Annotated in this window: 20 protein-coding genes; 11 read left to right on the top strand and 9 right to left on the bottom strand. The window is 53.6% G+C overall.

Features of this window, described 5'->3' with window-relative positions; genetic code table 11:
* Window positions 1-73 precede the first annotated feature (73 nt).
* Window positions 74-973: an SUMF1/EgtB/PvdO family nonheme iron enzyme gene (locus MHI24_RS30260; protein ID WP_340023253.1), complete on the top strand. Its 900-nt coding sequence runs from the start codon at window positions 74-76 to the stop codon at window positions 971-973.
* A 38-nt stretch (window positions 974-1011) separates the two neighbouring features.
* Entirely contained in the window at window positions 1012-1380 is a 369-nt protein-coding gene (locus MHI24_RS30255; protein WP_340023252.1) for a nuclear transport factor 2 family protein, read from the top strand.
* Window positions 1381-1469: 89 nt separating this feature from the next.
* Here the strand turns inward: MHI24_RS30255 and MHI24_RS30250 are convergent, their stop codons facing one another.
* From MHI24_RS30250 to MHI24_RS30235, 4 genes are all read right to left on the bottom strand, one after another.
* Window positions 1470-1655: a hypothetical protein gene (locus MHI24_RS30250; RefSeq protein WP_340023251.1), complete on the bottom strand. Its 186-nt coding sequence runs from the start codon at window positions 1653-1655 to the stop codon at window positions 1470-1472.
* A 432-nt stretch (window positions 1656-2087) separates the two neighbouring features.
* Window positions 2088-3320: an IS110 family transposase gene (locus MHI24_RS30245; protein WP_340020827.1), complete on the bottom strand. Its 1233-nt coding sequence runs from the start codon at window positions 3318-3320 to the stop codon at window positions 2088-2090.
* Between the two features lie 696 nt (window positions 3321-4016).
* Entirely contained in the window at window positions 4017-5402 is a 1386-nt protein-coding gene (locus MHI24_RS30240; RefSeq protein ID WP_340023250.1) for an ATP-binding protein, read from the bottom strand.
* Complete coding sequence (locus MHI24_RS30235) at window positions 5392-6069, bottom strand: response regulator transcription factor (RefSeq protein WP_340023249.1); 678 nt, start codon at window positions 6067-6069, stop codon at window positions 5392-5394. The genes MHI24_RS30240 and MHI24_RS30235 overlap by 11 nt, the downstream gene beginning before the upstream one ends.
* A gap of 187 nt (window positions 6070-6256) precedes the next feature.
* Here MHI24_RS30235 and MHI24_RS30230 point away from each other — a divergent pair, with 187 nt between their 5' ends.
* From MHI24_RS30230 to MHI24_RS30205, 6 genes are all read left to right on the top strand, one after another.
* Entirely contained in the window at window positions 6257-7141 is an 885-nt protein-coding gene (locus tag MHI24_RS30230) for a hypothetical protein (RefSeq protein WP_340023248.1), read from the top strand.
* Between the two features lie 345 nt (window positions 7142-7486).
* A complete protein-coding gene (locus MHI24_RS30225; RefSeq protein ID WP_340026843.1) occupies window positions 7487-9043 on the top strand; it encodes a response regulator in 1557 nt (518 codons plus the stop codon).
* A 14-nt stretch (window positions 9044-9057) separates the two neighbouring features.
* Window positions 9058-10800 carry a sensor histidine kinase gene (locus MHI24_RS30220; RefSeq protein WP_340023247.1) on the top strand — a complete coding sequence of 581 codons (1743 nt, stop codon included), beginning with the start codon at window positions 9058-9060 and terminating at the stop codon, window positions 10798-10800.
* Window positions 10801-10919: 119 nt separating this feature from the next.
* The gene (locus MHI24_RS30215; RefSeq protein ID WP_340023246.1) at window positions 10920-12599 is read left to right on the top strand and encodes an ABC transporter substrate-binding protein; all 1680 of its coding nucleotides are present in this window, start codon (window positions 10920-10922) and stop codon (window positions 12597-12599) included.
* 117 nt (window positions 12600-12716) lie between these two features.
* Window positions 12717-13676, top strand: a complete 960-nt coding sequence (locus MHI24_RS30210; protein WP_340023245.1) for an ABC transporter permease subunit — start codon at window positions 12717-12719, stop codon at window positions 13674-13676.
* 17 nt (window positions 13677-13693) lie between these two features.
* Complete coding sequence (locus tag MHI24_RS30205; RefSeq protein WP_340023244.1) at window positions 13694-14623, top strand: carbohydrate ABC transporter permease; 930 nt, start codon at window positions 13694-13696, stop codon at window positions 14621-14623.
* A gap of 193 nt (window positions 14624-14816) precedes the next feature.
* Here MHI24_RS30205 and MHI24_RS30200 read toward each other — a convergent pair whose 3' ends face one another.
* On the bottom strand, window positions 14817-15638 hold the full coding sequence (locus tag MHI24_RS30200; protein ID WP_340023243.1) for a helix-turn-helix transcriptional regulator: 822 nt from the start codon (window positions 15636-15638) through the stop codon (window positions 14817-14819).
* Between the two features lie 127 nt (window positions 15639-15765).
* Between MHI24_RS30200 and MHI24_RS30195 the strand changes: the two genes are divergently transcribed.
* Window positions 15766-16539 (top strand): glucose 1-dehydrogenase, encoded by a 774-nt coding sequence (locus MHI24_RS30195; RefSeq protein ID WP_340023242.1) that lies wholly within the window; start codon window positions 15766-15768, stop codon window positions 16537-16539.
* 159 nt (window positions 16540-16698) lie between these two features.
* A complete protein-coding gene (locus MHI24_RS30190) occupies window positions 16699-18987 on the top strand; it encodes a DEAD/DEAH box helicase (RefSeq protein WP_340026842.1) in 2289 nt (762 codons plus the stop codon).
* Window positions 18988-19426: 439 nt separating this feature from the next.
* Here the strand turns inward: MHI24_RS30190 and MHI24_RS30185 are convergent, their stop codons facing one another.
* The gene (locus MHI24_RS30185) at window positions 19427-21346 is read right to left on the bottom strand and encodes a serine hydrolase domain-containing protein (RefSeq protein ID WP_340023241.1); all 1920 of its coding nucleotides are present in this window, start codon (window positions 21344-21346) and stop codon (window positions 19427-19429) included.
* Window positions 21347-21512: 166 nt separating this feature from the next.
* Between MHI24_RS30185 and MHI24_RS30180 the strand changes: the two genes are divergently transcribed.
* Window positions 21513-22871: a deoxyribodipyrimidine photo-lyase gene (locus tag MHI24_RS30180; protein WP_340023240.1), complete on the top strand. Its 1359-nt coding sequence runs from the start codon at window positions 21513-21515 to the stop codon at window positions 22869-22871.
* Window positions 22872-22903: 32 nt separating this feature from the next.
* On the opposite strand, the gene MHI24_RS30175 is transcribed toward MHI24_RS30180, so the two are convergent.
* Genes MHI24_RS30175 through MHI24_RS30165 form a run of 3 tightly spaced genes read right to left on the bottom strand, consistent with a single transcriptional unit; the run spans window position 22904 to window position 24783 of the window.
* The gene (locus tag MHI24_RS30175) at window positions 22904-23542 is read right to left on the bottom strand and encodes an ABC-2 transporter permease (protein ID WP_340023239.1); all 639 of its coding nucleotides are present in this window, start codon (window positions 23540-23542) and stop codon (window positions 22904-22906) included.
* Window position 23543: 1 nt separating this feature from the next.
* On the bottom strand, window positions 23544-24407 hold the full coding sequence (locus MHI24_RS30170) for an ABC transporter ATP-binding protein (protein WP_340023238.1): 864 nt from the start codon (window positions 24405-24407) through the stop codon (window positions 23544-23546).
* Window positions 24397-24783: a GntR family transcriptional regulator gene (locus MHI24_RS30165; protein WP_340023237.1), complete on the bottom strand. Its 387-nt coding sequence runs from the start codon at window positions 24781-24783 to the stop codon at window positions 24397-24399. The genes MHI24_RS30170 and MHI24_RS30165 overlap by 11 nt, the downstream gene beginning before the upstream one ends.
* Window positions 24784-24875 lie beyond the last annotated feature (92 nt).

Below are 24875 nucleotides of genomic sequence, written 5' to 3'. Positions count from 1 at the left end.
CAGTCACCCGGGCTGTCCATTACAATGACAGTAAACAGGCTGACAGTGCCAATTCCCGGGAGGAGAGTATGACATGGAAGCATGGAACCGCGCCGCATGGGGGCAATTAACGATAGAAGAGAAACAATCCGCGATGCAGGAGTTACTTGAACGGCTGCCCGCAGGCTTCAAATGGCTGCGGCTGGAGAGGTTCGAACGGTACGGCCAGTCCATAGAGACGGGTGTCTTCATACATGAAGGCAGTGAATACGTGTACGTACCGGGTGATACGGTCACCCTGGGCCGGTCAGAGATACATATGTATGCCAAGATGTCTCCCGTCCGCGAGGCTGTGATCGGAGCGCTGCTCGTTCAGCGCTCGCCGATTTCGGCAGGCTGGTACGAATGTCCGCTGGAGCGGCTGGACCCGGAAGAGGATGAGGATGTGCTTGAAGCCATCGAGGAGTTCCGTCAGGGGCCGCACAATAGCCATGAGTTCTCACAGTATTTCCGGCTGGAGCGGGACGGTGAAGAGATTACCGTATTCCTGTTCGACGACAGCGAGACCTTCGAGGAATGGTGCGATACAGAAGTGCCGGAGGGCTTCGCCCTGCCGACTGAGGATGAATGGGAGTATCTGTACGGCGCAGGCACCCGGACGCTGTTTCCGTGGGGTGACGAGATTGATGCGTCCATGCGCTTGAGGCATGTACCCGGTTCAGGGGAGGCTAATGCTGAGGCTCCGTATCCGCTGGAGCTGCCGAATGGGTTCGGCCTGTGCTTCCCGGGCGACCCTTACAAGAAGGAGCTGGTGCTCACACCGGACGGTATCACCGGCAAAGGCGGCGACGGCGGCTGTAATCTGCACGGCGGACATGGTCCCGCTCTGGGATATCTGCCGACCGCTACCGCTTTCCGCGACCCTTATGAGAGCGAGCTTGCGTGGGAGGATCTGCTGGATTGCCTGGTGTACCGGCGGGTTGTGAGGCTGTAGGCCAACCATTCTGATACTGTCAAAGGAGACACAGAAGCATGGAAATACAATTAAGCGGCATGTGCGGCAATTCACCGAAGAACAAGCTGGCTGAAGATTTAGCCGTCGCTCTTATCACTGGAGATACCAAGACATTAACTCATCTGCTCACAGATGATGCTGCTGTAGAACTTGTTGGCGGCGAACGTTCCCCGTTGTCTGCCGTTCTTGAAGGATCAGCTTCTGTTCCGGAGCTCACTGCACTGACGGTTGAACATGCCATCTCCCACGGCAAAATCGCAGCTGTGAGCGGGAATTGGGTGACTCGGGGCGGAATTCGTTACGCCTTCAGCGACCACTATACCTTCGCTACGACCAAAGGCACAGAGGTGGCTACCGCCCGCTGTTACCGGATCAAGCTGCCTTGACCTGAAGTTTATGCTCAGCGAAAAGCCGCCCGCTTCGCTAATGCGAATTCCGGGCGGCTTTTTCCATTATATTAGTTAGTATTCTGGTTTCATACCCCTTGTGATATAAGCTCACGCTTAGCGGAATCCGCTCCAATTGTGTCCGAATCTGAGCTATTATCCAGTTCTTCCACACGGGCCACATTGAGCTCCTGCTCGTTCTGATGAAGCTCCTTGACCATATTCCTGTAGATGTGGGCTTCCTGACGGTCCAGTCCGTCACGGTTCTCTTTCATGATCCAGGTTTCCACGGTTCTCTTGAGAATTTCGCCTTTACGTTCCAACAGTTTCGTATAAGTCAACGTTTCTTCATTCCCTTCCTGATGCCTAGAGTTCATACGCCGGGATTAATTCTCTAATGTGACTTCCGGCGTAACGTTTACTATTATACGGGAAAGACCCGGCTCACCCAACGCGGGGCAGCCGGGCTTACATAGGGTGAGCCGCGCTGAGCGTAGAAGAGACTGACTCAGCAGCCAGGTTCGCAGATGTTCGGATAGATGCTCCCATATACGGCAGGATAGGAGTATAATAGGTTGGCCACAAGTTGATATGTGTTCGGTTTAATACGAAAATAAAAGTACCGGAAAACGCGCCGCAGACTGGGTTTTGACAAAAAAAGACCCACCGCCCCCAAAAAACGTTTCGTTTTTTTGAAAAAGGGAAGACTATGGGGTAGGATTTAGTTGCACGCTATATCCTAACTGCTGGATATATTGAACGTACCGATCCAACCTGTTTTTCTTGGACGTCTCATCGCCTAGTGAGACGTCTATTTCTTGGTATGACCTCTTCTCCCGCATCAGGGCATGGAGGATTCGAATCAGCAAATGCGCCGTGGCGACGTTTGCTTTTTTATCTCCTCGTCTCTTCCGGATTCGTCGAAAGAATTGGCCGATCCGGTTCGAGGAGCGAGCGTTCGCCCAAGCCGCCTGACACAACGCACCTTTCAGATGCTTGTTCCCTTGCATCGTTTTTGACTTTCTTCGCTTTCCCGCACTTTCGTTGTTCCCTGGACACACTCCCGCCCATGAAGCGAACTGCGCATCACTCGGGAACATTTCCGCGACATGCGGCCCCACTTCGGCAAAAATGGTCACAGCAGACGTCCGCTCAATTCCTGGAATGGAGTCAATTTGTTCAATCACCTCCAGGTACGGTTCTGCCTTCGCCTCGATTCGCGCTTCCAGTTCCGTGATTCTTTTCTCCAAATAGACCAAGTGGTCCCAGTGGTCTCGAATCATCTCCCGATGATGACGGCGCAACTTGCCATTGAGCGCGTCGAGTAGCTGCGGAACTTTCTTTTTTAAACGGGTTTTGACCAGGTTTTTAACGGTCACTTCGTCCACGACCTCGCCGTCCATGATCTTCTGGAGCAGGCCCCGTCCCGTAACCCCATAGAGATCGGACATAAAGGTGGTTAGTTTGATGTTGGCATCCTGCAGGATTTTGTGAATGCGGTTTTTCTCCGCCGTCACCGCCTGCACCATCTTACTCCGGTAACGAGTCAAATCCCGCAAATCCCGGATGTCCTGTTCGGGCACCATACTGCCTTCAATGAGCCCGCAACGGTGCAATTGCGCTAACCAGCGCGCGTCTTGCATGTCCGTTTTTCGACCCGACGTATTCTTTACCCGCCGGGCGTTGGCCAGGACGAGGTCACAACTGCCCTCTAAGATGTTCCATACCGGTTTCCATAACACGCCGGTGCTCTCCATCACCACTTCCCGGCAGCCGTGTTCACTCAGCCAATCTTGCAGGCCGAGCAATTCTTTGGTTGTCGTCCCAAACGTTTTCAGGTGATATTGGGGTTTCTGTTCGATCGGTCCTTTTAACACGCAGGCTACAACGGTTTCCTGATGCACGTCCAGACCGGCGCAACACATACGTACAGCATCCATTCCTACCATCCTCCATCGTCAGTTTACAAATCATGCGCTCGAGTGAGTGTAATTTAATACACGTACTTTTGGGGGCTACAATAGGCGATGCTCGAAAAGCGCAATAGAACGGTTTTTCGAACGGGGTGGGTCCCAGTAACCGTTTCCGCCCTTTGATTTGTATATGTAAGTGTTGACGACTACAGCCTCATTTAGAATGGATGCGACGGATGCCAACCACTTATTTTCATTCCTGGGGGTGACAAGGCCTCTGCCTTGTCATGCCTGTTTTTCGATTACATTTGGTCCGCGCACCCCATTCTGGCGCATTGTGTTCGGTTTTCCACAAACATTTGGTCCGCGCACCCCGCTCTGGCGCATTGTATTCGGTTTTCCACACACAATTTGGTCTGCACACCCCGCTCTGGCGCATTGTATTCGGTTTTCTGATTACATTTGGTCTGCACACCCCGCTCTGGCGCATTGTATTCGGTTTTCCGATTACATTTGGCCCGCGCACCCCGTTCTGGCGCATTCTGTTCGGTTTTCCACACACATTTGGCCCGCGCACCCCGCTCTGGCGGATTGTGATCGGTTTTCCGATTACATTTGGTCCGCGCACCCCGTTCTGGCGGATTGTGTTCGGTTTTCCGATTACATTAGGCCCACACACTTTCACCGCCCCCCATTGTGTGCTCTTTTCGCATACCTACCGTTTCAGCTCCGCAGCTCAACCCGGAACACGCTGCCCCCGCCGGGGCTGTTCTCCGCGCGTATGCTGCCGCCAAGCGCGTCCACAAGCTCCCTGGCGATCGCCAGGCCCAGCCCATGGCCTCCGCCCTCCCGCGACCGCGACTGGTCGGGGCGGTAGAACCGCTCGAAGATCCGGCCCAGGTCTTCGGCCGGGATGCCCACGCCGGTATCCTGCACCTCCAGCAGCAGCCACGTGCCGCTGCTCTTCTGCAGGAGGGCGGCCCGCAGAATGACAAGTCCGCCCGCAGGCGTGAACTTGATGGCATTCTCCAGCAGAATGACCATGAGCTGCACCAGCTTCTCCTGATCCTGCTTCACCGGCAGCTCCGCCGGAGCGTCAAGCTCCAGCCGGAGCTGCTTCGCTTCGGCCAGCACGCTCAGGCCGGAGAGCGTAGCAGCCGCAACCGGCGCAAGGTCGAAGCGCCGGGGATTCAGCTCCAGCAGCCCGGCGTCACTGCGGGCCAGCAGGAGCAGGTCCCGGGTCAGCGCGATCATCCGCTGGACCTCCGAATGCATCCCGTCCACCACATGGCGGGTGAACGGCTGTTCATTGATGCTGTCCTCCAGCTTCAGCGTCTCAATGGAGGACAGCATCACGCTCAGCGGCGTACGCAGCTCATGCGAGGCGTCGGCCGTGAAGTGTTTCTGCCGGTCATACGCCTTGCGGACCGGCACCATCGCCTGCCGCGACATCACCCGGCTGAAGACGGCGGCCAGCAGGATGAATGCCGCGGCAATGGCGGCCAGCACCCCGAGCAGCCAGCGGAATAGCTGCTGCTGGAAGGTTACGTCCTTGCCGGCATAGAGGATGCCCGCAGGCTGGCCGCCCCGCTCGAAGGTCCGGCTGCCGGCCAGATACGCAGACAGCGGCCGGCTCCTCGGATCATCCGCCTTGTGCAGCAGATCCGGCCCCTGCTCCAGCTCCACTACAGCAAGCCCGCTCTCTCCCCCCTTCGCCCGGGCATCCGCCAGCCTCAGCACCTGCTCCTTCAGTCCCGGCTGAAGCTCGCCGCTGCCCAAGAGGCCGCCTCCGGCATCCAGAATCACATAGAAGGCCTGATCCGCACTAAGCGTAAAGGCTTGATTCCCGGGCCCCTGATACAGCCCTTGCAGCAGCTCTTCGTACATTGGCCCTTGAAGCTGCTTCACTTCGGCATCCAGCAGCAGATTCAGCCGCTCCTTCTGGTTATTCCAGATCAGGAGATGCAGGAGCAGGTAGATAATCAGGAAGGACAGCAGCAGGAACACGCTCATAACCGCACTGTAGCGCAGGGTAAGGCGCTTCTGGGTGCGCCCGAACAGATCATTGCCGGAGCGTCCGCCGCCGGGGCGGAAGTCTTTAGCCTTCAAAGGAATACCCCACTCCCCGTATGCTGTGGATATACTGCTGCTCTTCGTCCAGAAGGGCCAGCTTCTTGCGGAGCAGCTTGACGGTAGCATCGATCGTCTTGAGCGTAACCTCGGACTCCATTCCCCAGATCCGGTCCAGAATCACCTCGCGCGCCAGCACCGTTCCCTCATTCTTCAGCAGCAGATCCAGAAGCTGATACTCTCTGGGCGTGAGCTGCACCTCCTGCTCCCCTGCCACAATCCGGTGGCTGTTCCGGTCCAGCACCAGCTCCCCGATCCTGCATGTATCATTCTCCAGCGGGAGGAAGGTCCGTCTGCCCAAGGCCCGGAGCCGCGCCAGCAGCTCGTCAATCTCAAACGGCTTCACCAGATAATCATCTGCGCCCGCATCCAGACCGCGAATCCGGTCCTCCAGCGAATCTCTGGCCGTTAACATCAGGATCGCTCCTGCATATCCGTCCCCGCGAAGCTGGCGGCACACCTCCCGGCCATCCCGCTCCGGCAGCATCCAGTCCAGCACCAGCACATCATAAGCGGAGACACTGGCCAGATCGTATGCCTCTTCCCCGGATGTGGCCCATTCTACGGTATATCCCGCTTTTTTCTTAAGCATATGTACGATCAATTCACCCAGCCGGGTGTCATCCTCCGCGAGTAAGATCTTCAAGCAGCCTTCCCTCCTCTTCCTTGTCATCAGATGCCTGTCCACAACACTCCCAATACTTCAAGATACCACATTCCGGTGAAAATCAGGTGAAAAAACAGCTTTGTGCATTTCTCCGTCTTTTCACCCAAAGCGTATAGAGTAAGTGGCAGGTTATACATTACCCCCAGCGGGAAAGGATGATTCTGATATGAGTTCAACACGCAATCTGTTTACTTCAAAAGCAAACAAGCTGCTTACAGGCACTCTGACAGCAGCACTCGCCTTAAGCACAGGCGGACTGACTGCCTTCGCTGCCACCTCCACTCCGGCCTCCAGCGTGCCGACGGTCCAGTCTGCCACCTACAGCAGCACTCCGGCCCCGCTGCTTCCTGCGCCGGAAGCGGGGCTGCCGCCTGCGGACGCTGAGCCGCTGAGCCCGCCGCCAGGTCCTGCAGGCATCGGACCCGGACCCGGCGGCATCGACAGCACCGAACTGCTCAGCACGCTTGGCCTGTCAGCCGATGAGCTGCGCAGCGCCCTTGAAGCCGGCAGCTCTCTCGGCGCAGTTGCCCAGGCCCAGCAGGTAGACCCGCAGAAGCTGGTCCAGCTGGCCGCAAGCGGACTTAAGACCCGGCTCAGCCAGGAGTATGCGGACGGCCGCATCACGGAGAGCGTCTATCAAGAACGGCTGAACGAAGCCGCAAACCGTGCGGCCGCCTGGATCAGCCAGACCCGGCCGCAGCCGCCGGTTCCGGGAGCAGAGCCGGCCGGTCTTCCGCCGCTCGGCCCGGGTCTGGACGGTATGGACCGTTCAGAGCTGGCCTCGCTTCTGGGATTAAGCACAAGTGAACTTGCTGCAAGCCTGGAGAGTGGACAGTCCCTGGCTGATCTGGCAGCCGCCAATGGCAGCACTACTAAAGTCGTTAATCTTGTGGCGGAAGCCCTGACCCAGGAATTAAAGGAACGGCTGGCCAGAGGAGACATGTGGACGGATGAATATTCGGCGGCGCTGCAGAATGTTCAGACCCGCGCCGCCGATGTGATCCAGCATCAGCACCCGCTGCCTCCGCATCTTCGGCAAGATGAGAAATAAGCAGCAGGAGTGTGAATAGACATTGCAATAGCGAAGAGCCTGCGTCTGATGATGCAGGCTTTTTTGATAGAATTTATATGTTTTGGGGTCCCCGCAAAGTATCTGAGTCATCACCTACGCTAAAGCCCCACTTTGTGGGGTTATTTTGTGCTTAAACAATACATAATCAGCTTCATAATTGCTTCATATCCAATCATGGACACCATCAGAAACGAGAACAAAAAGTCGTTTCAACTCGAATTCTGTCAGGGAATTAGCTTATAATGGTCTCACCGCCGCTGGAGCGAGGATGAAACGGCTCTAATTAATCTATATTATCCCAAAGGAGGAATTATATTGTACAAAGTGCTTATTGTAGACGATGAAATCTTTGTGCGCAAAGGCCTGATCCGCATCATGAATGAGTGCTCGCTGGAATTTGAAATTTGCGGCGAGGCCGAGAACGGAGAGCAGGCACTTACGCTGATCGAGCAATTAACGCCGGAGCTAGTCATTGTCGATATCCGTATGCCCGTGCTGGACGGCCTGGAGCTGATCGGCAGAGTGAAGACGGAGCTTGAGCATCAGCCGGTCTTTATTATTTTGAGCGGATACGCTGATTTCTCTTATGCCCAGCAGGCCTTCCGCCATAATGTCTCGGATTATATCCTCAAGCCGGTTGACGAGCAGGAGTTGACTGCGGCGCTGAAGAAGATCGCCCAGACTCTGAACCAGCAGCAGCTCCTCTCCATCACCAGGGAGAAGCCTCTTGTGGAGACGGTGATTGAGAGCCTGCTGCAGACAGAGCCTGATGACCAGGTGATGGACCGGATCAGCTATGCCCTGGAGCTGCCGCTCTCCTCTGCCTATACGTATATCATTGCAGAGATGCAGGACGGGCAGCCGCATGGCGAGAAGGATTATATGCCCCTGCTCCAGACCTCGCTGCAGCGTTATTTCCGTCAGGCGGTGCAGACGCTCCCGGTGCATGTCCGTGCCAACAACCAATATGGCCTCATTGTGCCTGAGGTGTGGATGGAGAAGCGGAGTGCGGCGGAACGCGACAACTACAGCTATCTGCTGGAGACGCTGGAGCGGGAGCTTGGAACAACCATTGCCTTGTTCATCGGCCATAAGGCCAGCCAGCTGAAGGAGATCCGCCTGTCGGGCGCCAGCGCGGAGAAATGTCTCAATTACCGGTTCGCGGCCGCGCTCACCGGCATTTATATGGCTGACGAGCTGCTGTCAATGCCTCTGTATTATTTCGATATTGATGAAGGCCTGCACAGCAGGCTGATCTATGAGGTTGAAGCTAATGATGTGAAGGGCTACAGTTCGACCGTTGACGAGATTTTCACCATGTTCCAGCAGCGGCATTTCGCTCCCGGGGCCGTGACCAACACGATCCGCCGCAGCATGATTGCCATCATCAATATTATCCGCCAGCTGGAGGGCGATGAGAATTCTCTGCGCTGGGTGAATGAACTCCTCAACTGGCAGCTCAAATACCGGAATCTGAACCAGCTCAAGCAGGTATTCCGGGAGTTCATCGGCGAGGCCGCCGGATATATCGCAGAGAAGCGCAGCGGCAAGAGCGAAGGCAGCATTGAACGGATCAAAAAATACATTGACGGTCATTACCGGGAGAACATCTATCTTAAGGGGATTGCAGCGGATTTTGACATGAATGCGGTCTATCTTGGACAGCTGTTCCGCAAAACCTACGGCGTCTATTTCAATGAATACCTGCTGACCCTGCGGATTGAGGAAGCGAAGCGGCTGCTGCGCCAGACCAAGAAACGGATGTATGAGATCGCTGAGCAGGTTGGTTTCCAGAACGCCGATTATTTCGCCACCCAGTTTGAGAAGCTGGAGAACATGACGCCCACCGATTACCGCAACCTGATGATCGACAGCAAATAAGGAGGCTGCTTCCCTTGTTCAACTTTCGCCTGAATCATATGAAGCTCAGAAGCAAGCTGATCGTCATTTACATTGTATGCGTGTTCATCCCGATCATCCTGACCAATGTGATGTTCTACCAGGTTACCACTGCCAATATCAAGAACCAGAAGACGGCGGATGCCGAGCAGGCGATGAATCTGCTGCAAGCCGAGCTGAGAACGGTCATTGAGGATGCGGCAGGGATGTCCTACCTCTATTCCATTGACCGGCAGCTGATTGAGCACCTGAATACGACCTATACCTCATCGAATCTATATGTGGAATCGCTCAGTGCCATTTCCAATTTGTTCAACCGTACCGACAAAGAGAACAAGGTGCTGAGCTCCTCCGTTATTATGACCGATAACCCGAGTGTGCTGGCCTCGTCCCATATTATTAGGCTGGAGGATGAAATGCGGAAGCAGGACTGGTATAACCAGATCAGTAAGTACAGCAATACCCACCCTCATCTCTATGTGACGCCCGACAGCATCAGCGTCATTCAGCGGCTCACCGACCGCCGGGTCGAGACCTATGAGCATATTCTCAAAATCGACCTGAACATGAACTACATCCGTCAGATTCTGGAGTTGTCCAGCTTCAGCGGCGACATCTATCTGCTTGACCCTTCCGGTCAGGCACGCTTCGGACGCCTCTCCGGCGGCCAGCCCAGTGAGCTGGTTGCAGCAGGCCGCATCTTGACCCCCAACGAGATTCCCAAGCCCAAGCAGGCCATTGTCATCGACAAGATGTACCAGAACAATCGTTATCTGGGCGGCTGGTCCATCTACGGAGTGCTTGATGAAGCGCTGATTCTCTCGGATGTCCGGCGGTCGGGACAATTCATCCTGTGGTTCGCCGGGATTAACTTCCTTGTGCCTACCCTCGTAATTGTGATCATGTCCCGCTCGATTCATTCACGGATCAAAAACATACTGAAGCACATGAAGTCGGTGAAGGACAAAAACTTCGGGCTGATCCCCTACCATCTGGAGCGCGATGAGATCGGCGAGCTGACCGTGGAGTTCAACCGGATGAGCAAGCGGATCGAGAATCTGATCAACGATGTGTATGTGGCGGAGATCCAGAAGAAGGAGCTGGAGCTGCGGCAGCGGCAGGCCCAGCTTCATGCGCTGCACAGCCAGATTAATCCCCACTTCCTGTTCAATGCGCTGGAGACGATCCGGATGCGCAGCATGATGAAGGGCGAGACCCAGACAGCGCGGACGATTCAGAACATGGCGAAGATCTTCCGCAAGTCCATTCTCTGGAAAAGCAGCTTCGTGACCATCCGCGAGGAGCTGGAGCTAATCGAGAGCTTCCTGGAGATTCAGAAATACCGTTTCGACAGCAAGCTGGACTACCACATCGAGGTAGATCAATCCCTGCTGAACATTGAGCTTCCGAAGATGACCTTCCTTCCCTTCGTGGAGAACGCCAGCATTCACGGTATTGAGAATATTGCCGGGATCGGATATATCAACATTCAGATTGCCCAGGAGAACGGCCAGATTCTCTTCGTCATTACGGATAACGGTGTGGGGATGGAGCCGGACAAAATCCGTGAGCTTCAGGACTATTTCGAGGATACTTCAGCGATGGGCGACTCCATCGGCATAAAGAACGTCATTACGCGGCTGAGAATCATGTACGGTGAATCCTTTTCCTTCACGATCACAAGCGAACCCGGCGCAGGAACGCGCATTATGCTGCGGCTGCCTTTGAAAAATAAATAAATATAGGGTGAACCTTAATTATTCAAAGACTGATCTAAGGTTTGCCCTGTAACAAAGTTAAACGCTTTCTTTTATAATGAAATTGTTTTCAGGCACACACACAAGAAAGGGGATATTCAATGCGTACAAAAAAATGGCTGCAGACCGGCCTGGCCGCTGTTATGGCTTCGGCCCTCCTCATTGCCGGCTGCTCGGGCGGCAACAACGGGAACAAGAACAGCGCCAGCGGCAACGACGGCGAGGTAAGCACTGAACCGGTAACGTTCACTTATTTCGGCTTCGGGTCCAACAAGGATACCATGGCCAGTGATACCACCATCGGCAAGAAGCTTCAGGAGCAGACCGGTGTAGACTGGAAGATGGAATTCGTGGTTGGCGATGGAAGCACCAAGTCCGGTGTTATGATTGCCGGAGGCGACTATCCTGATGTCATCTCTCCAGTCGGCGAGCTGGCCAAGCTGCTCGATGCCGGTGCATACATTCCGCTGAATGATCTGATTGAAAAATATGGCCCTAACATCAAGCGTGTCTACGGCGACTACATGAATAAAATTACCAATGAAGACGGCAATATCTATATCCTTCCCTTCACTGCAAATGTAAACGGATACTTGTCGCCGCCAGACCCTAGCAGCACCTTCTGGATGCAGAGACGCGTCCTCAAGGAATTCGGTTACCCTGAAGTGAAAACGCTTGATCAGTACTTTGAGCTGATTGAGAAATACCAGGCTAAGTACCCTAAGGTAGATGGTAAGGATACCATCGGCTTCGTCACCTTCGCCGGCACACCAGGAGAATTCTACACGATCACCAACCAGCCAATGCACCTGGCCGGTTATCCGAATGAAGGCGCCGTGCTGGTCGATATGGACAGCCATGAAGCCAAGCTGTATCAGGGAACGGACACAGAGAAGCGCTGGCTGGCCAAGCTGAATGAAATGAACGGCAAGGGCCTGATTGACCCTGAGACGTTCACTGCGAACAAAGACCAGTATCTGGCCAAGCTGACCTCCGGCCGTGTGCTCGGGTATGTCAACTATTCCTGGCAGGTCACTGATGCCACTAACAACCTGAAATCCGCCGGTAATGACGACCTGCGTTACGTTGCCCTTCCTATCGTGTATGACGAGAGCATTAAAGATGCTTATGTTGATCCTCCGTCCTTCGTGAACAACCGCGGACTGGGTATCTCCGTCAGCGCGAAAGATCCGGTCCGTATCATTAAATATTTCGACAACCTGCTGACCGATGAGAACCAGAAGCTTGTACAGTGGGGCATTGAAGGCGAAACCTACTCTAAGAACGCTGAAGGCCGTATGATTATGAGCGAAGAACAGCTGGCCAACCGCAACGACAATGATTTCAAACGTAAATTCGGCTTCGCTTATTTCGATTATGAGTGGCCGCGTTACGGCGACAACTCCGTATATGATGACGGCAACGCCCACGTTCCGTTCAACCAGCCGGAAGTTGCAGCTATCAACTACACAGAGGGCGACAAAACCCTGCTGGAGAAATACAACCTGAAGACCTTCTCCGACTTCTATGCCGAGCCGGTAGAGCGTCCATGGTATCCTGCCTGGAGTATTGAGAAAGAACCGGGCTCCCCTGAGCAGCTCTTCAGCCAGAGAGCCGGCGATTTGCAGCAGAAGTACTATCCTCGTATGGTGCTTGCCGCTCCCGGACAATTCGAAACGGTCTGGAATGAATACCTGGCCGAATTCAACAAGCTCGATGCTAAGGGCTACGAAGAATTCATGACTAACAAGATCAAGGACCGCGTCGACGGCAAATGGTAAGCCTCCGCTTCCCAGATGCAGCATGATGAACCGGGAAAAGTGAAGCCTGCCTTCACTTTTCCCTTCTACACTTGTTAGCAAAGAGAGAATATAGAGCTTGGAAAGGGGACGGTACAGGTGGGGAAAACCGCTGTGCAGTTAACGAAATCAAATACTGGCACCTCGCGCTTCAAAACCTTTTTTAAAGAGTTGTCTAAACAGAAAATGCTTATGCTGATGTCATTGCCCTTCCTTATCTGGGTAATCATCTTCAAATACCTCCCTCTGTGGGGATGGACGATTGCTTTTCAGAAATTCAAACCGGCTAAGGATCTGTTCGACCAGAAGTGGGTTGGACTTGATAACTTCAAGTTCCTGTTCCAGGAACAGCAGTTCTACCGTGTGCTCCGCAATACGCTCGTCATGAGCTCAATTAACCTGGTTCTCGGATTCGTTACAGCGATCGTGCTGGCCCTGCTGCTGAATGAGCTGCGCAATGTCCTCTTCAAACGCACGGTGCAGACGATCAGCTACCTGCCTTACTTCATTTCCTGGGTCGTAGCGGCCAATATCGTACAAATGGCACTGGCACCGGAAGGGATCATCAATGTGCTGCTGATCAAAGCGCAGCTTATTGATCATCCAATTCTGTGGCTGGGCGAAGGCAAGTACTTCTGGGGAATACTCGGGGTTACGGAGGTCTGGAAGAATGTCGGCTGGAACACGATCATCTATCTGGCAGCCATCACCTCCATCGACCCGTCCCAATATGAAGCGGCTGAGATTGACGGGGCCTCCCGTCTGCAAAGAATGTTCTATATTACCCTGCCGGGCATCAAGCCGGTCATTGTCCTGATCCTGATCATGAACCTCGGTCATATCTTGGAATCCGGGTTCGAGGCGCAGTATCTGCTGGGGAACGGGATGAACCTCGACTACTCGGAGAATCTGGATATCTTCGTACTGAAATACGGGATGCAGATGAATAACTTCGGACTCGCCACCGCAGCGGGTATGTTCAAAACGGTGGTCAGCTTCATCTTCTTGATCGCAGCCAATAATATCGCCAAACGTATGGGCGAGAGCAGATTGTACTAGAAAGGAGGACACATGTAATGGCCAAAGCTAAAGCAAGCTCCAACGCATACCGCCATTCTTCATTAGGCGACCGCATCTTCGATGTATGCAATGTTATCTTCATGATTCTGTTAGTGATTGTCACCCTTTACCCGTTCCTGAATATGTTCGCCTTATCCTTCAACGATGCGAATGACTCGGTGCGGGGAGACATTTATATCTGGCCGCGGGAATGGACACTGCGCAACTTTGAGTATGTGTTCAGCGAATCCGATGTCTTTTTTGCAACGTTTGTCTCCGCAGCACGGACGGTCATCGGCACTGTGGTCTCCGTATTCTGTACAGCGATGCTGGCCTATACGGTAAGCCGTCCGGAATATAAGCTGAGAAAGTTTGTATCCATCACTTTTATCTTCACCATGTACTTCAGCGGCGGTCTGATTCCGGGCTACCTGCTGATCAAAGAGCTGAACATGCTGAATAGCTTCTGGGTCTATATCATTCCGGGCATCATCGGCGTGTTCAATATGATCGTCATCCGCTCCTTCATTGAGGCACTGCCTGAGGGACTGATGGAATCGGCCAAAATCGACGGCGCAGGCGACTTCATCACCTTCTCGCGCATTGTGCTTCCGCTGACCGTTCCGGCGCTGGCCACCGTCTCCCTGTTCGTAGCAGTCTATCAGTGGAATTCCTGGTTTGACGTCTTCCTGTACAACTCCTCCACGCCAAGCCTGAGTACACTGCAATACGAGCTGATGAAGATGCTGTCAACATCCAACACCGCGATGTCCAGCTCCTCGGCAGCCGATGCCTTTGCGAACGCGCAAGGCAATAAAGCGACCGTTACACCGACCTCGATCCGTGCTACGATGACCATTGTGGCCAGTGTGCCGATCATCATCGTCTATCCGTTCCTGCAGAAGTATTTCGTCAAAGGGATGGTTGTCGGCGGGGTTAAGGGCTAAGTCTTACGGGCCCAAAAATATTGTTAACATAAATAAGCGATCCTCCGGGGGCTGTCCGCCTTCTGTAGGGTCGCTTGTTTTAAAATATAAGAATTTACATGTTGCACACGATAAATTATCCTTCTATTTCTCGCTGAAACGGTACCGTCCTTTAAAAGGACGGCAAAGCCGTTTCCACTTGTTTGCTTGGACTTTACAGCAAATTCTGCTCCAAACGGGCCTTCGTTGCCGTATCCGGCAAATATAACATAATCCGCTGGTCCGGGTCATTGGGGAACTGGAGCGTAATATGTTCAAACTCCAGCACTCCAAGCTCAGGATGATGCAGCTTCTTGTAGCCGTCAAGGCTGCCCGGCGCCTCATGCCCCTGCCACATCCTGGCGAAATCGGCGCTTACCTTCTTAAGGTCAGCAATTAAATGGCTAAATGAAACATCCTCCAGATAGCGGGCTCTTGATGTCTGAAACTCCGCTACAATTCTCTGAGAGACAGTTTCCCAATCCTCTGAACCCTCCCTCCAGACTGGGTCAGTGAACTGGCGCCACATCAGATTGTAATCATGCGGCGGTGACAGCCGGCTAATCGTAAATACAGCTTCCGCCGCTGCATTCCAGGCCAGAAAATCATACCTCCTCCCGATGACATAAGCAGGATTCGGATTAAATTCATCCAGCATCAACTGGACAGACGGGCTGATCTTCTCTTCAGCAGCAGCCAGTTGAGGCGGCAGTGACTCTCCTGACAGCAGAAAAAGATGCCGGCGCTCATTAGGGGTTAGCTTAAGGGCCGAAGCCAGACTCTCCAGCACACCCGCTGAAGGACTGATATCTCGCCCCTGCTCAAGCCGCGTGTACCATGAAAGACCTATACTGGCGAGTTGAGCAACTTCTTCGCGGCGTAACCCTTGTGTCCGGCGGCGGCCGCCGGCAGACAGTCCGACATCATGCGGCGAGATCGAGGATCTTGCTTTTCGCAGAAAATTCCCCAAGGCTAAACGGCGTTCACTATCATTCAACTAAGCAGCCCCCTTATCCTGTCACTCGTAAGCCTACCATAAAGAAGGCTCTCCTCCCAAAACAATAGCCAAAGTATACTCAAAGTGATCAAGGATATCAATATACCTGACGAAAAGGAGAAATAACATGACAAAATATGCTGAAGCCTTGCTCAAGGACAAGGTGGTAATGATTACGGGTGCCGGACGGGGGATCGGGGCTGCAGCAGCAAAGTGGTTTGCCGTGCAGGGTGCCTCGGTGATGCTCGTCTCACGGACAGAATCCGAGCTGCGTTCACTCAGAGATGAGATTACGGCAACGGGAGGACAAGCGGAATATTTCACAGCCGATCTGTCGGAGGCAAGCGGGGCCCAAGAAGCGGTCAACGCCACAGTAAGGCGGTATGGCCGGCTTGATGCCGCCTTCAATAACGCTGGCGTCGGAGTCACCGTATCCTCATTGGCTGATGAGAAGGAAGAGGATTTCGACCTGATTCAGTCCGTAAACTTTAAAGGAGTCTGGCTGTGCATGAAAGCCCAGATTACGGCAATGTTGCAGACCTCCGGATCAGGCGCCATTGTCAATACCAGCAGTGTCGGCAGCTTAAAGGGCAATCCTGGCTTGGGTGCCTACGGCGCCTCCAAACGCGGGGTTAACAGCCTTACGCAAACGGCTGCCGTCGAATACGGACCGGCGGGCATTCGGGTCAATGCCATTGCCCCCGGCACAACGATGACAGATATGATTCAACAATGGGTCTCCATCGAGCCTGAGATTATCGAGCAGATCAGTGCCAAGACGCCTCTCCGGCGTCCGGCTGAGCCCGTTGAAATCGCACAGGCTGCGGCCTGGTTACTTAGTGATCAAGCTTCCTTCGTAACTGGGGTCATCCTGCCGGTAGACGGCGGACTGAGTGCCTAAAGGCTGCTTTCCCTCCTATTTTCTATCCGGCTGACGCTTTCTCTGTAGCCTATAATCCATACATTGGTAAACGAAAACAGTTATGAATTATAATATACAGATAAAGTAACCCGATGACGTTCATATTTGCAGTTGGGAGAACGGGGAGAGAACATGACTATGAATATGGCTGCCAGATTCATGCAACGGTTCAGAGATTACGATAACCGGAATATGCTTAAAGCCTACCGCGACAAAACGGAGCAAATCCGCAAACGAGATTTGCAGGATTGGGATGACACCAAGCTTCAGGAGGAGTCCCTCCGGCTTCAGCGTGCTGCCCAATCCGGCATCGCTCTGGACGAGTTGCTTGTCGATGCCTATTCATTAGTCTGTGAGGCTGCCTCAAGAACACTCGGATTACAGCCTTACGATGTCCAGATCATGGCTGGGATCGCTCTGCACGAGCGAATGCTGATCGAGCAGCACACCGGTGAGGGCAAAACCCTCTCAGCCGTAATGCCAGCCTATCTGAATGCCTTGACTGGCAAAGGCGTACATGTACTGACCTTCAACGATTATTTAGCCCGGCGGGATGCGCAGTGGATGGGTCCGGTCTACCGCTTCCTGGGATTAACGGTGGATTCGGTTCAAGCGGGTATGAGCCTGACAGAGAAACGGGTGGCCTACAGGAGCGATATCACCTATGTTACGGCCAAAGAAGCGGGGTTCGACTACTTGCGCGACACCATTGCCTTCACTGAGGCTGCTACAGTACACCGCCCCTTCCATTACGTCATTGTAGATGAAGCCGATTCCCTTCTGCTTGATGAAGCGCGGGTGCCGCTTGTGATCAGCGGCGAGTCTGAGCTAAGCCACAGTGACGGTATGCTGTACGCGGATCTGGCACGTCAACTGCTGCCTGGGGAGCATTACGATTATGATGAATTTCAGCGTAATGTATACCTGAATGAAGCGGGTGCTGCCAAGGTGGAAGCTCTGCTGGGATGCGGCAATCTGTATGACAGCCATAACAGTCATCTGTTAACCTCACTCAATTGTGCGTTGCATGTGGAGACCTTATTAACGAAGGATGTTGATTACATTGTCCGGGATGGCCGAATCGAACTGATTGAAGAGTACACCGGACGCGTGGCTGAGAACCGTTTTTTGCCGGACGGCTTGCAAGCTGCTCTAACGGCCAAAGAAGGACTGAAATGGACCGCTGGCGGGAAAATTCTCGGTACGATCACCATTCAGCACTTCATTAGCCTGTATCCGGAAATCTGCGGAATGACGGCTACGGCCTGCGCCTCAGCGATCGAATTCAAGGATATCTATGCACTGCAGGTAGTGCAGATTCCGCCGAATAAGCCTAATATCCGGGTAGATCACCCGCACCGGATCTACACGCATAAAGAAGCCAAATATCAGGCGCTCGTGCAGGATATTTCCTCCGTTCACAAGGAGGGACGTCCTATTCTGATCGGGACCGCCAGCGTTGAGGAATCGGACATGCTCGCTGCGGAGCTTGCGGCTGCCGGTGTTCCCGCTCAGGTGCTGAATGCGAAGAACGACGCCGAGGAAGCCGCAATCATTGCGAAAGCGGGCGAACTCGGCGCCGTAACCGTCTCTACGAATATGGCGGGACGCGGGGTTGATATCCGGCTCGGCGGCGGCGATCCGGCACAGGCCGAAGCTGTCGCCAGGCTGGGCGGCTTATATGTCATCGGCACCCATGTGAACGAAAGCGTGCGGATTGATAACCAGCTCCGTGGACGTTCCGGCCGCCAGGGCGATCCGGGGGCTTCTGTCTTCTATGTCAGCCTGGAAGACGATCTCATGCGCCGCTTCAGCTCCCCTACCCCAGCCCATGCGCTCAGACAGAAGGAAGCTATCAAAGAACCTTCGCTCCGCAGCAGGATTGCAAGTATTCAGCAGATTGTTATGAGCCAGAACTTCGATATCCATAACGAGTTGAACGGGTATTCCGATATGGTCGAGGACCAGCGGAGGATTCTCTATACGGAGCGCCTCCGCATTCTGCTGGGCGAGCAGCCGCTGAGCCCTGCGGAGCAGCGGGTACGGCTGTTCTATATCGATGAATGCTGGGCAGACCATCTGGCCTACGTCTCTTATCTCCGCGAAGGTATTCACCTGGAGAGCATCGCCAGCCGGAGTCCCATTGATGAATTTCATATGAAGATCACTGAAGCCTTCAGACATATACCGGCCAAAATCGACCGTGCGGCAGAGGCTATGCTTGTCAGGCTCGGAGGGTCCAATGATCCGGCTGAATGGGAGAAGCTTGGCCTTAAGAGTCCCGCTTCGACCCGGACTTATATCATCAACGATCAATACCTCCAGAATAAGCGCAGCTCATGGACGGGAACGACCATTCTAGCTTTTTGGCTGCGTCCCATTGCACAAAAGCTATTATCCCCCTTCATTAAGCAGCCGAAATATTAATATAGCCCTTATAGTAGTATAAACGGCTATGCGTCCTTAAGAGGATAGCATAGCCGTTTCTAGTTTACACAGAAAATGAAAGGTATTCTGTTATACCCCACGAACTAGTGCAGGCTCAGATTTACTATAGCTTCTCATTTTCACAGCAGTCATTCGGATGCTGTAGGCGCTGGAGCGATAGTAATTGCATTTTGTACAATGGATTGCTGTAAAAAGGGCTTCGAAATAGAATCTAATGTATTCCGTACAATGGAATGTTGAACAAAGGCCTGTTTTCACCCAAAACACAAAATTCTACTGTATAAAATACAATAGAATCTCATTTTACGGTCAGTAATCCATTTTCTATTGCATTAAATACAATCACCTATTTGAATGTAAGAATAGAAATCGGTTATTCTTCTTCCAAGTGACCGCTTCTCCGCCCTTCCCCTGCTACTTAACTGTAAAATTCCCAAAATACAAGCTGGGCCAGCAAAAGCACCATCATCACCACAGGCACGAAGGCTGCCCAGTGGTTACGGGCCGTTATACTGTACGGGTTCCGGGGCTGCTTCCTGCGCAGCCAAAGCGCAGCTATAAGCAGAACAGCCAAGCCACTCAGACCATAGTTCACTATAATCTGCGGGTACACCTCCGCATATGCACGCTCACTGTTGCTAAGCATCCGTAAGGCCAGCACCAGATTATTGACCACCAGACCTGTACCTGTCAAGGTCAGCCCTGCCGTCAGCTTCCGGTTGGCGGAACGGGGTGCAGGACGGTTACGTTCTCTCCGCTTCCTGAGAATCGCCTGTCCCCCCAACACCAACGGAGAAATCACGAAATAGACAATTGCCAGCCCCGCAAGTGCTGCGCTGAGCAGCAGTACCGGCATGGAACGTCCTGGAGGCAGCGGCAGATAATCGGTGGTATAGACTGATACAGCCGTTACCTTTCCCTCTTTCACTGTGGCATACAGCATCGGCCAGGCATCCAGCCCGGAATCCCCGCCCGTCTTCTCATAGAGGTAAGACTGAACCTGCTTGTAGCTTCCGGTCAGCCCGGCCAATGTCACTTTAAGCTCATTAGCACCTTGAGGCTCAAGCTTCATCATTGTCAGGTAAGGAAACAGCTTCATGAAGCCATGCCCGGGACGGCGCGCCGCCACGAACCGGCCTGCCACCTCTGCTGCATCCGGCAGAACCGCTGCCTCCGGCTGCGCTCTCTGTCCCACCACCGCTTTGGTCAGGCCGTGAACAATATGGGATTCGCCCGCCTGATTCGTCATAATCACGACCGCAAACCGGTCTTCAGGCACAAGCATAACATTGGTGGCAAAAGCAATCGTGTTCCCGCCATGTCCCAGTGTCCGGTGTGCCCCGGGATACTCCCAGAACCCGTGGGCGATGCCCGGCATGTCTTCAGCAGCGGAATGACTCCGGGTCAGCATCGTATCCAGCGTACCGGACTTCTGAAACAGCGGGGACTTCGCTCCGGCTGCGGACATGAGCGCCATAGCAAACTTCGCCAGATCCTCCGCAGTGCCGTTATTCCCGCCGTTAGGGTACATGGACATATAATTCCATGAGCCTTGCTTGAAGGAGCCTTGTCCGGCGAAGAAATACCCTTTCGCCTTCTGCTTCAGCAGCTCCGGGCGGTCCTCTACCACGGAATACGCAATAGAATGCTTCATACCCAGCGGCTCAAAAATATGCTGCTGCACATAATCATGGAACGGCTGGCCGCTGATCCGCTCAACAATATAAGCGGCTAGTGAGTTGCCGTAATTCGAATAAGCGACCACCTCTCCCGGTCTGTAAATCTGTGCCGGCTGCGCAAGCCGCAGTCCCTCTTCCAGTGACCGCACTTCCTCAGGCGACTGATAGGCCATATCGAACATATACTCTTCGAATCCGGCACTGTGGTTCATCAGCTGCAGCATAGTGATCGGTTCGTCAACCTTCAGCTTGGTCAGGAAATTCTCCGGCAAAAGCTTACGGATATCCTCGTTCAAATCCAGTTTGCCCTGCTCGGCCAGCTGCATGACGGAGGTCCAGACCGCAAGCTTGCTGATGGAACCCCATTCCATCACCGTGTCCGGGGAGACGGGAACCTGCTGCTCCACATCTGCATATCCGTAACCCTTGGATAGCACAACCTGTCCATCCTTCACCATGACAACAGATGCGCCTACGGTCTGCTTTCCTATGTACTCTTCAACATAATCGTCTACAAAAGCTTCCAAACCGCTCAACGCAATGCCGGATGGGGTAGCTCCCGCTGCTCCATCGCTGCCTTGCTCTGCGGCCAGCGCTGCGGACCCGCCGCTCAGCAGCAGCCAGACCGCGAATAGCGCTGTATATCCTTTTTGCCGCAAACGTACACCTCTCCTCATGTCAGGTAAATTCTAACAACCCTCTTATTCTATCAAAAAACCTGACACTTGAGCCGTATAACTCGTAAAAGTATAAACGGGGTATATAGTATATAGACATTATAATATAGAGATACGATACTTACCGCCGAAAGGAACTCCACCATCTATGATTCTCTTCATTCACCGTAAGGACCTGCGCACCTCTGATCTGCCGGCCTTCGACGCCATTGCCGCTGCCGGAGTAAGCTCGCTGCATGTATTGATTCTGGAGCCGTTCCTGCTGCGGAAGGAGCGTTATCTGGAGCACAGCGGCCGCAACTTCCTCCAGCATGTTGCCCGCCTTCAGCAGGAATATGCGGAGCAGGGCAAGCTGCTTCATCTCCTGTACGGGGTGCCGGAGGAGATCCTCCGCCATTTGGCACAGCTTCACCCCATACAAGAAATCAGCGTTCATGCCGATTATACTCCCTATGCCCTTAAGCGGGACCGGCAGCTGCGGGAGACTGCCCATGCGCTGGGACTCCGCTTCGAGGCCCGGCATGAGCGGATGCTCTGTGATCTGGAAGACTTCATGGATTGGTGCGGGCGGAGCGAGCCCTTCAAGGTGTTCACTCCCTTCTACCGCCGTTGGCGCACCTATCTCACTCAGCGGTTCCGGCCGCCGTACATTGCGGGTCTAAGCAGTCTGCAGACCGCAGACCTTCATCCGGAGCTACGGGATGCCTTCGGACTCCCCGAAGAAATCGCCCAGCAGCTTCTACAACTGAAGAGTGCCGCTGGGGAGATGAATCCGGCCCGCACTCTGGAGCATTTCGTACAGACAGAGCTTCAGCATTACCCGGATACGCGTGACAGGTATGCGGAGGAACGGACAAGCCGGATAAGCATACATCTGAATACAGGTGCCTTATCTGCACGGACTGTCTATAGCAGGCTGACCGAAGAAAATGGCCTTGGGGAGGAATGGCTGAGGCAATTGGCCTGGAGGGATTTCTATCTGTACCAGGCAAGGCTGGATGAGGATTTCTTCAGCTATGAGAAGGTATATGATCTGTCTGCACTGGGATCACAGCACTTCGATGCCTGGTCTCAGGGCAGAACCGGTATCCCGGCTGTGGACGCAGCCATGCGCCAGTTGAACGCAACCGGCTGGATGCCCAACCGGCTGCGGATGATTACGGCGATGTTCCTGACCAAGAATCTGGGTTGTCCGTTCATCTACGGCGAACGCTATTTCCGGCTGAAGCTCAGCGATTACGACAATGCCCAGAACCGCGGCGGCTGGCTGTGGAGCTCTTCGCTGGGCTTCGATGCCTCCCCTTATTTTCGGGTCATGAACCCGGTTACCCAGTCCAAAACGCATGATCCGGACGGCCGTTATCTCCGCACTTGGCTGCCGGAACGCTTGGAATGGTCTGATCAAGCTATTCATTTGCCTGCCGATGATGCTATCGTTGACCTGAAGCGGTCCCGGGCGCTGGCCATTGAAGTCTATAAGGAGATTATGCAGAGCCGCAAGAAATGATGAAGCCGGGTCATAACACGGCTTCATCAGCATCAGAATTCTTTATTCCGTTGAATCCGTACAGCTACCAGATATGAAGCTGCGAACAGAAGGACAGCGGTGATCAAGCTGGCAATTCCGGTCTCTGGACCATTAAAGTTTACGTCGTCCATATACTGATTCAGCAGCATCCATACGAGAAATCGCAGGCCCAAGGATAGCCCTATCGATACCATGAGCATCTGCTCGCTTTTTTCAATGCCGAATTTAAGAATAACCGGATAATAGATCGCCAGAAGGGACAGCGATAAGGATAGTCCGAAGGTGTACCCGGCAGACAGACTCCAGCCCGAGATGTCCGCCCCTTTTACATAGATTATCGCCATGGTAACCAGACTTGCCGCAGTCCCCATCAAAATCAGCAGCAGGAAGCTCAGGTACTTGGCATGGATCACCGTTCTTCTTCTGACCGGCAATGTGATCTCAAAGCGGTTCCACTTCGATGCCTCATCCGCCTGCAGGGAAGCCCCGATGGTCACTACAAAAACCATAATCTGCGCCGCGATGATCGCATTCAGTGCCGAGTGCTCCACTCCGGCAAAGGAGATCAGTGCCAGAAACAGCGAAATGCCCAGAGAAAGCCTGATATTATATTGCAGCGAATACAGGTTATTTAACAGCAGTCCGCGCATCCTATTTCGCCCCCTTTACCAGTAGCAGCAGAATGTCATCTATCGATACATGATCGACGGCGATTCCGCTGTACCGTTGCGTAAATTCCCTTCTGTCCCTCACCAGCACATCGGTCTGATGCTCCCTCACCCGGTAAGCCAGTCTGTCTCCTTCTGCAATACGCTGGAACTGGCCGCTGGTGCAGCGGGCCACGCCGTAGTCGTAGATCAGCTCATCCTTCATCGCCGTCAGAATGATCTGCCCTTGATGGATGAAGGTGATATAATCGGCGATTTTCTCCAGATCGCTTGTGATATGGGAGGACATCAGGATAGCGTGACGCTCATCCTCTACGAATTCCAGGAACACCTCCAGAATCTCCTCCCGTGTCACCGGGTCCAGCCCTGAAGTGGCCTCATCCAGAATCAGCAGCTTGGGATCGTGCGACAAGGCGGCAGCAATCGCCAGCTTCATCGTCATACCCCGGGAGAACCCGCTGATCTTCTGGTTCATAGGCAGGCCGAACTTCCCTGTAAGCTTGATGTAGACCTCCTGGTCCCACTGCTTATAGACGCCGCGCATGACCTTAGCCAGCTTAGCAGGGGTCAGCACCGCTGGGAAATTGGCCGAATCCAGCACCACTCCGATGTCTTCACGCAAGACAGTATCTGTATCCGTCATCTCCCGGCCCAGCAGCCGGATCGTTCCGCTGTCAATCTTAACTGTGTTCAGAATGGACTTGATGGTTGTCGTCTTCCCAGCCCCGTTCTCCCCTACAAACCCCATAATCGTTCCGCTCGGAATAGCAAATGATACATTGTCCAGCATAAAGCCGGAATCGGCATAGGACTTGGTCAGTCCTGTGATTTCCAAACTAAGATTCATGATTTCCCTCCTTGTAAAAGATAGTCAGCATATCCACCATCGTCTCCAGTTTGATTCCGCTTGCGCGGGCGATTTCGGCTGCCTTCATTAGATGCTCATCCACCTTCTTCAGCTGCTCTTCCTGAAAAACATCCTGGTTCACGGCCGAGACGAAGCTTCCGCGCCCGACCGTTGTCTCGATGAATCCGTCGCGCTGCAGGTCCTCATACGCCTTCTGTACAGTGATGACACTGACCTGAATGGACTTGGCCAAAGCACGCATTGAAGGGATGGGATCTCCTGCCTGAAGCTCTCCGCTCATAATCTTACCCTTGATCTGCGAGGTGATCTGCTCATAAATGGGCTTGTTCCGGTTACTGCTGATAATGATCTCCACACGCTTCCTCCTTGCGCGACCAGTGTACTTATTGTACCAGTACAATATAACTGATCTATAGGCTTTTGTAAATCCGTATTTACAAAAAAAGA

It is taken from the genome of Paenibacillus sp. FSL K6-1096 (assembly GCF_037977055.1).
In the GTDB taxonomy this organism is placed as follows: domain Bacteria; phylum Bacillota; class Bacilli; order Paenibacillales; family Paenibacillaceae; genus Paenibacillus_AQ.
Note: the sequence above shows the minus strand (reverse complement) of the source record. Positions and strands in the feature narration are given on the sequence as shown.

Coding starts and splice junctions, on each gene's coding strand:
- MHI24_RS30195 (WP_340023242.1), top strand. CDS start 15,766: ATGACAAAATATGCTGAAGCCTTGCTCAAGGACAAGGTGGTAATGATT.
- MHI24_RS30215 (WP_340023246.1), top strand. CDS start 10,920: ATGCGTACAAAAAAATGGCTGCAGACCGGCCTGGCCGCTGTTATGGCT.
- MHI24_RS30260 (WP_340023253.1), top strand. CDS start 74: ATGGAAGCATGGAACCGCGCCGCATGGGGGCAATTAACGATAGAAGAG.
- MHI24_RS30180 (WP_340023240.1), top strand. CDS start 21,513: ATGATTCTCTTCATTCACCGTAAGGACCTGCGCACCTCTGATCTGCCG.
- MHI24_RS30255 (WP_340023252.1), top strand. CDS start 1,012: ATGGAAATACAATTAAGCGGCATGTGCGGCAATTCACCGAAGAACAAG.
- MHI24_RS30250 (WP_340023251.1), bottom strand. CDS start 1,655: ATGAAAGAGAACCGTGACGGACTGGACCGTCAGGAAGCCCACATCTAC.
- MHI24_RS30245 (WP_340020827.1), bottom strand. CDS start 3,320: ATGGATGCTGTACGTATGTGTTGCGCCGGTCTGGACGTGCATCAGGAA.
- MHI24_RS30170 (WP_340023238.1), bottom strand. CDS start 24,407: ATGAATCTTAGTTTGGAAATCACAGGACTGACCAAGTCCTATGCCGAT.
- MHI24_RS30190 (WP_340026842.1), top strand. CDS start 16,699: ATGAATATGGCTGCCAGATTCATGCAACGGTTCAGAGATTACGATAAC.
- MHI24_RS30175 (WP_340023239.1), bottom strand. CDS start 23,542: ATGCGCGGACTGCTGTTAAATAACCTGTATTCGCTGCAATATAATATC.
- MHI24_RS30230 (WP_340023248.1), top strand. CDS start 6,257: ATGAGTTCAACACGCAATCTGTTTACTTCAAAAGCAAACAAGCTGCTT.
- MHI24_RS30205 (WP_340023244.1), top strand. CDS start 13,694: ATGGCCAAAGCTAAAGCAAGCTCCAACGCATACCGCCATTCTTCATTA.